12 protein-coding genes and 1 tRNA gene are annotated in these 12119 nt (G+C 41.8%); 5 read left to right on the top strand and 8 right to left on the bottom strand.

What is annotated here, in order from left to right; translation table 11 throughout:
• Window positions 1–213 precede the first annotated feature (213 nt).
• From AB0756_RS15010 to yidD, 4 genes are all read right to left on the bottom strand, one after another.
• Window positions 214–285 (bottom strand) — tRNA-Cys (locus tag AB0756_RS15010).
• Between the two features lie 295 nt (window positions 286–580).
• Window positions 581–994: a hypothetical protein gene (locus AB0756_RS15005; protein ID WP_038076273.1), complete on the bottom strand. Its 414-nt coding sequence runs from the start codon at window positions 992–994 to the stop codon at window positions 581–583.
• Window positions 995–1046: 52 nt separating this feature from the next.
• On the bottom strand, window positions 1047–2063 hold the full coding sequence (locus AB0756_RS15000; RefSeq protein ID WP_038076272.1) for a sulfate/molybdate ABC transporter ATP-binding protein: 1017 nt from the start codon (window positions 2061–2063) through the stop codon (window positions 1047–1049).
• A 111-nt stretch (window positions 2064–2174) separates the two neighbouring features.
• The gene (yidD, locus tag AB0756_RS14995) at window positions 2175–2669 is read right to left on the bottom strand and encodes a membrane protein insertion efficiency factor YidD (protein WP_038076271.1); all 495 of its coding nucleotides are present in this window, start codon (window positions 2667–2669) and stop codon (window positions 2175–2177) included.
• A gap of 155 nt (window positions 2670–2824) precedes the next feature.
• Between yidD and chlP the strand changes: the two genes are divergently transcribed.
• Window positions 2825–4081, top strand: a complete 1257-nt coding sequence (chlP, locus tag AB0756_RS14990; RefSeq protein WP_082051782.1) for a geranylgeranyl reductase — start codon at window positions 2825–2827, stop codon at window positions 4079–4081.
• 378 nt (window positions 4082–4459) lie between these two features.
• Window positions 4460–5215, top strand: a complete 756-nt coding sequence (locus AB0756_RS14985) for a choice-of-anchor K domain-containing protein (protein ID WP_038076270.1) — start codon at window positions 4460–4462, stop codon at window positions 5213–5215.
• 218 nt (window positions 5216–5433) lie between these two features.
• Here AB0756_RS14985 and AB0756_RS14980 read toward each other — a convergent pair whose 3' ends face one another.
• Complete coding sequence (locus AB0756_RS14980) at window positions 5434–6180, bottom strand: response regulator transcription factor (protein ID WP_038076269.1); 747 nt, start codon at window positions 6178–6180, stop codon at window positions 5434–5436.
• A 157-nt stretch (window positions 6181–6337) separates the two neighbouring features.
• Between AB0756_RS14980 and AB0756_RS14975 the strand changes: the two genes are divergently transcribed.
• A complete protein-coding gene (locus AB0756_RS14975; RefSeq protein WP_038076268.1) occupies window positions 6338–7417 on the top strand; it encodes a YheT family hydrolase in 1080 nt (359 codons plus the stop codon).
• 3 nt (window positions 7418–7420) lie between these two features.
• Here the strand turns inward: AB0756_RS14975 and AB0756_RS14970 are convergent, their stop codons facing one another.
• From AB0756_RS14970 to AB0756_RS14960, 3 genes are read right to left on the bottom strand one after another with little or no spacing between them, the layout of a single operon-like run.
• On the bottom strand, window positions 7421–7693 hold the full coding sequence (locus AB0756_RS14970; protein WP_137986442.1) for a hypothetical protein: 273 nt from the start codon (window positions 7691–7693) through the stop codon (window positions 7421–7423).
• The gene (locus AB0756_RS14965) at window positions 7690–7968 is read right to left on the bottom strand and encodes a pentapeptide repeat-containing protein (RefSeq protein ID WP_038076266.1); all 279 of its coding nucleotides are present in this window, start codon (window positions 7966–7968) and stop codon (window positions 7690–7692) included. Before AB0756_RS14965 ends, AB0756_RS14970 begins: the two co-directional genes overlap by 4 nt.
• Window positions 7969–7974: 6 nt before the next feature.
• Complete coding sequence (locus AB0756_RS14960; RefSeq protein WP_038076265.1) at window positions 7975–8493, bottom strand: alpha-ketoglutarate-dependent dioxygenase AlkB; 519 nt, start codon at window positions 8491–8493, stop codon at window positions 7975–7977.
• Between the two features lie 1976 nt (window positions 8494–10469).
• On the opposite strand from AB0756_RS14960, the gene AB0756_RS14955 reads away from it, so the two are divergent.
• Both AB0756_RS14955 and AB0756_RS14950 read left to right on the top strand, forming a co-directional pair.
• A complete protein-coding gene (locus AB0756_RS14955; RefSeq protein WP_038076264.1) occupies window positions 10470–11192 on the top strand; it encodes a hypothetical protein in 723 nt (240 codons plus the stop codon).
• Window positions 11193–11302: 110 nt separating this feature from the next.
• Window positions 11303–12061, top strand: coding sequence for a hypothetical protein (locus tag AB0756_RS14950; RefSeq protein WP_038076263.1), 759 nt, complete (start codon window positions 11303–11305; stop codon window positions 12059–12061).
• Window positions 12062–12119: the final 58 nt, after the last annotated feature.

The raw sequence follows: 12119 nt of genomic DNA, 5'->3' as shown, positions 1-12119 counted from the left end.
GGCGAACAGATATGCTTTTAATGATGCCTTGTTTGATGATTTCATCTGCCAGTTCTCTTGGTGTCCAATGACTTATTGGTCGTCCGTAGTCTTCTCTTGTGTCCTAGAGTGTCATTTTCTGGAAGTTGTTGGCAAGTCTTGTCAAGTGAAGACAATAGGGAGAAAGCCTCTAGAACTGGGTTCTAGAGGTTTTTCGAGTTATTTTTACTGAAAAGGCGGCACCCAGATTTGAACTGGGGAATGGAGGTTTTGCAGACCTCTGCCTTACCACTTGGCTATGCCGCCATAATTTACTTCTACTTTTGTAGCTTTACTTGTTTTGTCTAAATTTAAGTTTAGATATTAACTTATATTTAAAACTACTTTTCTAGTCTAGCATATGCTTTTCTTTTAGCCAACCCCAAAAATTCAAACTTGACAGCTTAACAGCCCCCTTATCATGGGGCAGAAACTACCCTGGTTTTTATTGCTACTTCTCTGTTACTGTTTGGTACGGGATGGAGTACTTAAACTAACCATTAAAAAGCAAATCAAAGCTTGTGATGTAAGGTTTATCCCTTTTTAACTCCTATTTTCTTTTCTAACTTAACCTCTTGTTTGCTTTCTTATTTACCCATTCTGTCACTTTTTTGTAGAAAGCATCCTCCAGGAATAGCGCTTCTTTGAGGTTAGTGACGGACCTTTCTTGACTAAATAGAAGTGCGGGTGGATGTGGTAATGGATGTGGGTAGGAACTATCGTGTTCTTCTTTTCCAAAATATGCGTCAAAGCAAAGGACTGCTTTTTCTTCGTGTAAAGTGAGAGTGGCGCAAGTGCTCAAGGTTTCACCAAGCCACTCCGTCATACCCCACTCCCTCTGCCATTGATATGTTATTCCCGGTTCCGTAGACTCTACGATCGCGAGCGTTGCTTCTCGACTTCTAGCGTACTCAATTAACAAAATGAGAGACTGTGCTGATATCATTTTTAACTGCGTCTTAAGTGCAATCAGCATAGTAGCATTAGCTAGCTAAGAGTCAACAGTCAACTATTAACAGCACGCAATTTTAAATTGAATAATACAGTGGGAAAGACTTTGCGTCCTTTGGTTTGACATAAACTTTTTGTTGTGGCTCTAACTTTAACTCGTCATAGCGTTCCCGTGTTAAATGGGCTGTCACTACCTGACCGTCATCTAAAGTCAACTCTGCTTGCACTTCCCAACCCAAATGTATCAACCGAGTCACCCTAGCAGGAGCTGTAGCACCATTGGGGCTGGTTTCCACAATGACATCTTGCGGACGCAAAAACACTTCTGGATGGGTAGCATCAAATCCATTACTCTGGAAAATCCCAGATGTACTCGGTAATACGTTTACAGGTCCGATAAAACTCATCACAAACGCTGTTGCTGGATGGTCGTATATTTCTGCTGGTGTCCCTATCTGTTCTACTCGCCCTTTATTCATAACCACGACTTCATCTGAGACTTCCATCGCTTCTTCTTGGTCGTGGGTTACAAAAACAGTAGTTACATGCACTTCATCATGCAAGCGGCGCAACCAAGCTCGCAAGTCCTTCCGAACTTTTGCATCAAGTGCGCCAAAGGGTTCATCTAAAAGTAAAACCTCTGGTTCTACTGCTAGCGCCCTCGCTAGTGCTACCCTTTGGCGTTGACCCCCGGATAGTTGTGAGGGATAACGGTTCCCCAGCCCACTCAGCTGCACTAAATCTAATAATTCTTCAACCCGTTCTTTGATTTTTGCTTTTGTTGCTTTACGAATTTCTAAACCAAAGGCAATGTTTTGCCTAACTGTCATGTGCTTAAATAAAGCGTAATGCTGGAATACAAACCCTATCTTCCGTTGTTGTACGCTTTGGTATGTAGCATCTTTACCCGTCAGCAAAATTTTACCGCTGTCTGGCAATTCCAAACCCGCAATTAAACGCAGCAGTGTGGACTTACCCGAACCTGATGGTCCAAGCAGTGCTACCAGAGAACCACTCTTAACTTCCAGACTGACTCGATCTACTGCTTTAAAATTGCCAAACTCTTTAGATACGTTCTCAACAACTATGCCCACTGTGACTGCACCTCGGAAACCAATCTACGGGTTTTTGATTAAGATTAGCGTATATCGGAGTATACCATAATTCAGCAGCAAGCAGTAACAAGCGAGCTGCAATCGCACCACTCAACTCCCACAGCTACCACAATCTAAGGAGCCGCAATCTGCAGCACCGCAATCTAAGGAGCCACAGTCTGCACCACTGCAATCCAAACCACTACAATCAATTGTTGCTAAATCGGCAAACCCTTCGATACAATCACAACCTCCATCACAATCGCTGCTCGTGCAGTCCGATTGGCCGGCTTTATCTTTAGTACAATTGTTTTTCCTACGCTTTTTACCTGGTGTTTCTTCTGTCGATTCCTCACCATCAATTTGCGCCCGCAAAATTCCATTGGCTTGGGAACAGGCTTGAAATCGGATTCGAGATTTGGCGATCGCATCGCGCAAACCTTCTTGAGTAATGACTCGTTTGACGTACTGCGAACAAGATTCTCCACCATACAGAATTCGATGAGCACAACTAAATCCTTTGTAAGGAGAAATATGTTTTTGATACTGAGTAATTGCTGCAACACTAATTTTTCTGCTGATTGAGCCGAACACTGAGACCTGCATAAATTGGGTAATAAACCATAGATGTTTCCTAATTCACTATTCCCAATCCCCAAACCCCAATTCCCAATTCACAATTTGGAGAAATATTAAGGAATGTTGCATTTGTTTCAGAGATTGAGAGGAAAGCGCAAAATCAATCAAAAGACCGTGATACCATGCTTTCGGTAAATGAAAAGATTGGGAGAAGACCTTTGACACTACGGGTTGCTGTTGTTGGGTCAGGTCCAGCAGGTTCATCAGCTGCAGAAACATTAGCGAAAGCTGGAATTGAAACCTACCTATTTGAACGCAAGCTGGATAATGCCAAGCCTTGTGGCGGTGCAATTCCCCTATGTATGGTGAGTGAATTCGACCTGCCCCAAAATATTATTGACCGTCGCGTGCGGAAAATGAAGATGATATCGCCTTCCAATCGTGAGGTGGATATCAATCTGGAAAAAGAAGAAGAATATATTGGAATGTGTCGTCGCGAAGTGCTAGATGGTTATCTACGCGATCGCGCCGCCAAACTGGGCGCAAATTTAATTAATGCCACCGTTCATAAACTCGATATTCCAGCAAACAGTACCGATCCCTATACCATCCATTACGTAGAACACACAGAAGGTAGTGTTCAAGGAATTGCCAAAACCCTAAAAGTCGATGTGATTGTTGGGGCTGATGGTGCTAACTCCCGCATTGCCAAAGAAATGGATGCAGGAGACTACAATTACGCGATCGCTTTCCAAGAGCGCATTCGCCTTCCTCAAGATCGCATGATCTACTACGAGGATCTCGCCGAGATGTACGTTGGTGATGATGTGTCTCCTGACTTTTATGCTTGGGTGTTCCCCAAATACGACCACGTGGCTGTAGGTACTGGTACAATGCACGTGAATAAAGCGAGTATCAAGCAACTACAAGCTGGAATTCGCGCTCGTGCTGCCAGAAAACTCGCAGGTGGCAAAATTATTAAGGTGGAAGCACACCCCATTCCCGAACATCCCCGCCCCCGTCGGGTTGTAGGAAGAATTGCTTTAGTAGGTGATGCTGCAGGCTATGTGACTAAATCTTCTGGAGAAGGCATTTACTTTGCAGCTAAGTCGGGACGGATGTGCGCTGAAACAATTGTCGAAATGTCCAACGCCGGTAGTCGCATTCCTACAGAAGCTGACCTAAAAGTCTATATAAAACGTTGGGATAGGAAGTACGGGCTAACTTACAAGGTCTTAGATCTCCTACAGACCGTATTTTACCGTTCTGATGCCACACGTGAAGCTTTTGTGGAAATGTGTGACGATATCGATGTCCAAAGGCTAACCTTTGACAGCTATCTGTACAAGACAGTTGTACCAGCTAATCCTTTCACTCAGCTAAAAATTACTGCTAAGACCATTGGTAGTTTACTTCGCGGTAATGCTCTAGCTCCTTAACAAAGCAATGGGGAACAAGCAAGAGGCAATAGGGAACAATTTTGCCAGTTCTCTATTGTCTCTTGGTTTATTAAGGTTATGTAAAGTATATTTTATTTCTCACAGAATATATCATTTTATTTTTTTTAATAGCAAAAAAATATACTCGTTACACCTAGTGAGCTAATAATAGATACAACAGAATAAAAACCTCTTAAAAAGCTGATACAACAAGTAATATTTACCCGTTAGAGAAAATAATTTTGCTAAGACTTGGCAAAGTTAATATAAAGATTTTGTGAAAAATATATAAATTTCTTGTCACTTTTTCCGTAAATTTACTAAGGTGGACGGGATGCTTACTTGAAACCAGCTCCTAGGTAGGAGTAAGGCTTAACCATGAAACTCAGTTCAGTACTTACTACTGCTGTGTCTACTTTGACTGTGGGTGTTGTCACAGTCCTTGGTTTCTCCAGTCAGGCTCTAGGTCTAACTTTTTTCGGTGACTCAAGAGCAACTTGGGGAGAACCCATTATTTATCCAGGGAGCGTAAATACCAATCCACGCTACACAGGTGTGGGAACCAATACTTTTACATGGGGGGATGGTCAACCAAAGGACCCAATCTACGGCACACCTGCAAATGAACTGACCCTGAAGGGCAATTCATTTCAAGCACAGGAAAACTCTGTGTTTAAGATAGGTGATTTAACCTACTTTAATGGCACAGTTCCGCAAGGCACTAATGTGGACTCTGTATCATTAAGTCTCAACCTATCTTTCTCCGAACCATTCCAATTCTCTGAGGTCTTCCAATACGAGTTGGAGTTAGAAAACACAACTAATGAGGGCGATCGAGAGAAAGACGCGGATTCTGTCGTTGTTAAAAACACTTTTAGCGATCGCAGTTTCAGTTTTGGAGGGAATGACTACCTTTTGGAACTCATTGGCTTTAGCCAAGATGGTGGTAACACCACCGTGAAAAAGTTTCGCGTCTATGAAGATGACGAAATTACAGCAGGTATTTACGCCCGTATTACTCGGATTACACCACCGAAGACAGTCCCCGAACCTGCGAGCCTTGCTGGTTTATCAGTACTAAGCATCTACCTTTTATCCCGCAAGAATAAAATCTTAAGGAATAAAAACAAATAACTTCAGGGGATAGTTAGTAGTTTTGTAATAAAAGTTACCAATCTACTAAGATTTTTTAGTAGAGACGCGCTATAGCACGTCTCTACACAGACGAAATATCAAGTTTTACTGGAATACTTGGTGCTCTCATACAGAAACCGCGCCCTCGCTTGTTACGTTCAAAACGCAATAGGTGAAGACGCTGGTTGCTTGGTTACTGGTTAGGTAATCGCTGAAGATCAATCAACACCGGATGCCGTGGAAGCACTTTCTGTTGATTGGGGGGCGCTTGGTAGTTCCAAGCAGTAACCTGCGCCATACACGGTTTTGATATAACGGGGATGACGGGGATCTGGTTCTAACTTAGTTCTCAGGTGACGGATATGTACGCGAATGGTTTCAATATCATCATCCGGGTCATAACCCCAAACTTCTCTAAGAATTTCGCTGGGGGAAACTGTCTGACCGTGGCGTTGAAGGAGACAGTGCAGTAGCTCAAACTCTAGGTGAGTTAATTTGACCGTTTGACCAAACCAAATCGCCTCAAAACGCTCTGGAACTAAGGTTAGAGGTCCGTAATTCAAAATTTCACTGTGCTTGGCGGCTTGAGGAATCCGGTCAGTACGCCGCAATAACGCTCGCACCCGTGCCAGCATTTCTTCGACTTCAAAGGGCTTGGTCAGGTAATCATCTGCGCCAGCATTAAAACCTTCCACCTTATCCTGTGTTTGGCTCAAAGCCGTCAGCATCAGCACGGGAATTTCAGCAGTGCGCTCATCCCGACGCAGGCGCTGGCAAACAGTAAATCCATCTACCCTTGGCAACATGAGATCCAGCATGATCAAGTCTGGTTGTAGCTGGAGAGCTAGTGCTTGACCTTTGATGCCGTCCTCGGCTTGGCTAACGTCGTAACCAGCCATCTCTAGGTTGACGGCTACGAGTTCTGAAATTGCAGGGTCGTCGTCTATGACAAGAATCCTCGGCATTATTAAAAAATTATTACTACTTATTAAGGATAAATAAGAACCTTTGGTAGATACAAAGATTGCTTTCCTGATTATAAAAAATAATTTAAATCTAACATAAAGATTAAAATTAAAGGATTGTAAAACCAAAACTAAACTATACTATATTGGCTATATCATGTGTTATCCCTCTTACAGTCCCTCATGGTTTTTGCAAAACGGTTTGGTGATGACTGTCTATACCGCTTTGCGGGGTCAGCGTTATTGGGAAGGCACGATCCAAGACCCGGAGCCGCTTTATCAAGAAGTCATTTTTACTGGGGCCCAAGAAGTACCAATTTTCGGTAAAATAGCCATTCCCAAAAATCCTCGTGGCACGATTGTTGGTACTTATGGCATTACAGGCGATTTGGACAATCAATGGTATCTCAAGATTTTAGGGCGTAAAGCATATGCTCAAGGGTATGCTGTGGTGTTGTTTGATTGGCGTGCTCATGGCAAAACAGCAGAATTGTCTCCAACGCTAACGAGTGATGGATTGTACGAAGGAGAAGATTTTACCCGCATTGCTGCCACCGCCAAACAGATGGGATGTCCCGGACAATTTTGGTTTACCGGGTACTCTTTAGGCGGGCAGTTGGCTCTGTGGGCTGTGAAAGCCTCTGTGGAACTTACCAAAGAAAATCGGAATTTGGGGCTGCAAGAGAGCGATATTGGTGGTGCAGCCGTCATTTGTCCGAGTTTGGACTCAAGGCGATCGCTCGCTTATCTGGTCAAACATCCTTTGGGGAGATATCTCGAGCAAGCGATCGCACGGGGATTAGAAAAACTTGCCTGGAAGATTCATGAAGCTCATCCTGGAACTCTTGACCCTGAGGCGATTAAGCGGGCTAACAGCATATGGGGCTTTGATGAGGAGCTAGTCATTCAGCGACTGGGCTTTCCCACAGTGGAAGCTTATTACGATGCTAGCAGTGCTCTGCCAATCCTACCACATCTTACCAAACCCACGCTAATCATTTACGCTGAAGACGATCCCTTCTTTGAACCTGCGATAATACCCGAATTACAAGCAATTTGCAAGAGTAACAAGGCATTGGAGTTGCTACTAACCCGTTATGGCGGTCATGTAGGTTACATCAGTAGCAAAGATTGCCAGAGTCAGGCAGGCGATCCAGATCCTTGGTGGGCATGGAATCGAACTTTACAGTGGTTAAATAAGAAAAACTGTCCTCAGCTAGCAGAAAATTTTTCTTGACGCTCAATAGTCTAAACTGAATGGCTCCACATGAATTAACCCCGCCCATGCTGAGAAGGTGACGAGCGCCTGTATAGTCGAGGCAGTGCGTTGCGGTGAATCCTGCCCTGGAGGCGGGTTTCCCGCGCCCTGGGGACTGGTGAACCCGAAGGGGGGTTCCCCCCGTTGTAGCACCTGCCGTGCGATTTCAATCGCAAACGTGTTTTTGCCAAATTGGGATGCTTCCATAACGTAGGGGATATGCTTGACAATTGCGTTTGCTAAACGTATTCTCACCGTACCCCATCAAATTTAGTATCGCTGGTGATATTCCAATCTTGAATATATGCTCCACTGAGAGTAGCACCTGTAAAATTGGTTCCGTCTAACTGCGCTTGTACCAGTTTTGCCTCAGATAAGTCAGTATCTTGCAAGTTAGCTAAGCTTAAGTCTGTGCCAATAAAACTAGCATCTGCTAAATTAGCTCCTTGTAAGTTAATCTCTCGCAAGTTTTGGCGGTCAAATTTTTCATCCTGTCTCTTCTGGAGACATCCCCGCGAGTTATCCCGCATTCAAAACTACTTCAACAACCGAAACGTTAGACTTATGCGTCCAAGTGCTTCTGGTTGTTTAAGAATTCCGTGTTTCCAGTATCGCTGCGTTTCTTGAGGCATAAAAATTAAAGAACCACTTTTGAGTAAGTAGTTATGTTCATTGCTTTTGTCTTGTTTATTTTGAAATGTAATTATTCTTTCAGCCCCTAAAGAAATAATTGAAATACCAGTAGCCTCAATAAGTTCATCAAGTGAGTCAGAATGAAATCCCATTACTGAGTCACCGTTTGGGTAATAATTTGCCAAACAGTTATTAGGACGAAAACCAAAACGTTTTTCAAGCCTATCAATAACAGGAACTAATTCATCTAGCATTTGGCATGATTCATAACTGATGTTAGAGTAATTATATGGTGAGCCAAAACTAGCTGTTTTTCTTACATATATACGTTCATCCCATCTAATCTTAGATACAAGAGTATCAAATAACAAATGACTGTTAGGCAAAAATAATTCGCTAATGAGTAATTCGGGTTTATTCATTATTTACTGACAGAATAAAAAATTTATTAAAGTTGATATTTTTTACTATAAAACTGGTTATTAACTTGTAGTAACTTGCAAAGCAAAACTTTGTTTACATAGCATCAAGCTTCCAATATAATGCTTTTATAATGCTTTAACCTGAAAATTGGCATAGACATAATTTTATTCTAATCTTTTAAATCATTAACATTATGTAATATTTGACGCATTGTTGTGTTCATATCGAATCGGAGAGCGAGTCCGAGCATTAAGATTATTACGTTCGGTAACCTTGCTGAATATTGTTAATGTGGGCTTGAGGTTTACAGTCTAACCTCCTTTTCGTATCATCAATAATACTTCCAGCGGTGTTTGGGAAGCGAAAAAGCCTAAAAGCCCTGAAGAAAGGTAAACAAGCAGGTACGATTTGTACGGGCAATACCCACCCTACTACCGCATCCACCTGAAACTGTTTGGTTGAGGCTGCAGAGGGGCAGGGGGGAAAGAATCACAGACTCATTAACCGATTAATTTCTACCCAATAAATTAACCTAGTGGTTCACCACATTGAATTTGAGGGTTGATTGAAAAACCGCAGAGGCGCAGAGGGCGCAGAGGAAGAGAAAAAGAGGATGAGCTTGAACATCGTTTTACCCATTAAAACTTATGTGGTGAACTACTAGTGGTCTATCGCATTAATTTTGATAAGCTGCCACCTAGTTCCCAGGCTGAGCCTGGGAATGCTGTCTTTGGAGGCTCCGCCTCCCGAAAGCGAGGCTCTGCCTCGCTGTATGCATTCCCAGGTAGAACCGCCGGATCGAGATAAAAACGTTTCACTCCTCAAAACTTTTGCGATAGACCACTAGATGCGCTACTACCTACAGTTCAAACATCAAATAGGAGTGCTATATATAACAGAACATTAAATTCAGTAGACAATATTATACTCTATAGAATTTAATGGGTATTGCAATAATTTAAACTAGTTTTAAGTTATTGCAGGAAAGGTTAAGCTTTCAGCAAAAGTAAAGATGTTATGTCTTTGCGAACAAAAATCTCGTTCAAGACTATAGCATTAACATCCTAGAAGAAATACCTAGGAGTCTCATTTAAATTTTGCAAAGACAAGCTAGTGACAATGTTGCCAACTAAGCTTTTGTTTTTACTAAATCCGGCAAAATTTAGGTGGAGTCCGATAAGTTTTTCAAGAACTAAGAGAAAAATACCATAGAAATTATGACAAAACGTTCTGCCAGACAAGTAGGGGATAGGAAAGATCCTTGAAACACTTAAGATTGAAGTAGCCTAAAATCTTCGGGGGGGTATAAACTGAGATGTTCGTCGGGGTCGTAAACTCTTCATGCTTTCGGAAGAAGGTATTGGAAGGGGAGGAAGGCTTTCAGCCGTTGCCCAGTCATATAATTTACTTTGAGATATTATGAGATTCAGGCACGGACTCTTTCGCTTAAGAACACTTAAATTCTGCGGAATTCCTCGATAAAGTCTATTTTCAATTCACTTTGTTGTGGCGTGGCGGCGTCGTCATTCTTTATGGTAATCCTTATTAGGGGAGCGACTACCTTAAAAAGTCGTAAGTGCGGAGAATCAATCTGTCAGTCATTTCTATGGTGACATAGAGACGATCGGTGAGTTTAGCTGAAGTCTTTATTGAAGATTTCAGGGAGGTTTTAGTAACTCAGAGAGCCACTTTCAAAGAGAGATGTTTTGTCGGATGTTAGTTATTTTTACTAGTTTTCGTACAATTTGGAGAAAAGAAAGCAGGCAATTGAGTCAAGATAAGTCCTCTGGATCTTCAAGTTTTTAAGCGATTTGGTAAGAATCTCTAGGGAGCATCTTGGTGGCAAAGTCTCCTCGGTTTAGACTGTTAAGCCTTGCAGTCCTGTAGTAGTAATACGACGGAGTATCTTATATCCGGATATAAAGCAATACCTTTCCTTTTCATTGATGATTAATTATTAAGAATAAAATTAAGTATGGTTCAAAGTACATTTACCAAACAAAAACGGGAACTGGCTAAAGCTATCTTATGGATTGAAAAAATTAGAGCGCAAGAAGTACGGGTTCGCAATTACAACGCTCAAGACGAACTTCAGAATGAAATAAGAGAGACTTATGTAGACTATTCTCCTGAAGAGATTAGTCTTCATGTTTTAGAAATTGTTAGGGATGTCGTCAGCCAGCACGGTTCCCGTCAAAAGGCAAATTCTAGTAATACAGGAAATTTTGAATGGTATGGAATTTCTATAGAACTTACCGTACCGCAATTACGCGCCCTGCAAAGCGCTCATGCGGTTCTTAAGGAATTAGTCCGCAAACTTCCCCGACGGAATCCCAAACTTATTTACAATACCACCATCGATGGTCGTCCTGCCCTTGCTCATCCAAAACAAAAACATGAAGAAGTAGAAACTCGATACGTTCCTTATGAAGAAGATTCAAGTACTAGAGTGCGAACTTACGAAGAACGCTATAAAGTTATTACCCACTATACTCAAAAAGTAGAAGTTGATTACGGTGTTGAGATTAAACTTCTCAATGAATTAGGTGAAATGATAGATGATTTGGGAACCGCTATTCAAGTAGCTATTGATGAAGCAAATACTAAAGGGAGAGAAAACGATCCGGTCGTTGATGATGTTATTAACAGAATCAGCCAAATAATTATGGCTAAGTTACCATCAACTGAAGAGAGCTGATGGCTAATGGCTAATGGCTAATGGCTAATGGCTAATGGCTAATGGCTAATGGCTAATAGCTAATGGCTAATGGCTAATGGCTATTCGCAAAAGATTATTTGGAATGGCTTATGTCTGAGTTGATTCAATTATCGCTAGCAGGTAAGGGTCGTTTGGTTATTCTAACCCCTCAAACTGTTCGTACCGCTTTTTTTCAATTGACTGAAGTTAACTCAAAATATACAGGTCGTCACAAATTTCCGCTCAACCGTCCTCTTCAGCGATCGCTTAAATTATGGAAATTTAAAAATAAAAAGGAGGGAACTGTCTTGAGAAAAGCTTCTCTTCCATCTTGGGCGGAAAACATTGGGTGGCGGAAAACTGAAGCGACTTTACTTGATGCTTTATATCGAGCCGATCTAGATCGAGATCGGCTCTCACATTTACATAAGAAAGATATTGAGTATATTGAAAGGGAAATCAATAAACAAATAATTTGGAATAATCTTGCTTTAGTCCGGGAGGAAGGGCGATTATTAGAAGGTTATGGACTTTGTGAAAAGGTTGGACAAAATCGAGAAAAAGTTAAATATATTCGACGCTATGGGATGATTTTTATCCTAGAGCCAATGATGCGTCAAGCTGTTCTGGAAACACAGAATTTAGATTTATTTATTCAGGATGATAATTTTGACTTTCATCTCACTCGCTATCGTGGAGTACTTTTATCTTCTTCACGCTCGCGCATTCAGTTGTTGTTCCAACATCGCTTAGATTTTTCCATAACTTGGACTTGTACCCTCGATCGCTTTCAGCCCCGTCAAATTTTCCGAATCAAAAGAATTTATCCCTGTGATGGCTTTCGTATTTTAACAGTGACCGATGACTAGTGATGCCAATTCTCTATAACAATGAGCTTAATCTAATTTGATGAACTTTTGTGGAGTA

This window comes from Tolypothrix campylonemoides VB511288_2, assembly GCF_045999855.1.
Classification (GTDB): Bacteria; Cyanobacteriota; Cyanobacteriia; order Cyanobacteriales; family Nostocaceae; genus Scytonema; species Scytonema bouteillei_A.
This window is presented reverse-complemented; position numbering and strand designations above follow the sequence as displayed.

Coding starts and splice junctions, on each gene's coding strand:
- AB0756_RS14985 (WP_038076270.1), top strand. CDS start 4,460: ATGAAACTCAGTTCAGTACTTACTACTGCTGTGTCTACTTTGACTGTG.
- AB0756_RS15005 (WP_038076273.1), bottom strand. CDS start 994: ATGCTGATTGCACTTAAGACGCAGTTAAAAATGATATCAGCACAGTCT.
- AB0756_RS14955 (WP_038076264.1), top strand. CDS start 10,470: ATGGTTCAAAGTACATTTACCAAACAAAAACGGGAACTGGCTAAAGCT.
- AB0756_RS14975 (WP_038076268.1), top strand. CDS start 6,338: ATGTGTTATCCCTCTTACAGTCCCTCATGGTTTTTGCAAAACGGTTTG.
- AB0756_RS14950 (WP_038076263.1), top strand. CDS start 11,303: ATGTCTGAGTTGATTCAATTATCGCTAGCAGGTAAGGGTCGTTTGGTT.
- AB0756_RS14980 (WP_038076269.1), bottom strand. CDS start 6,180: ATGCCGAGGATTCTTGTCATAGACGACGACCCTGCAATTTCAGAACTC.
- yidD (WP_038076271.1), bottom strand. CDS start 2,669: ATGCAGGTCTCAGTGTTCGGCTCAATCAGCAGAAAAATTAGTGTTGCA.
- AB0756_RS14965 (WP_038076266.1), bottom strand. CDS start 7,968: ATGCGGGATAACTCGCGGGGATGTCTCCAGAAGAGACAGGATGAAAAA.
- AB0756_RS14960 (WP_038076265.1), bottom strand. CDS start 8,493: ATGAATAAACCCGAATTACTCATTAGCGAATTATTTTTGCCTAACAGT.
- chlP (WP_082051782.1), top strand. CDS start 2,825: ATGCTTTCGGTAAATGAAAAGATTGGGAGAAGACCTTTGACACTACGG.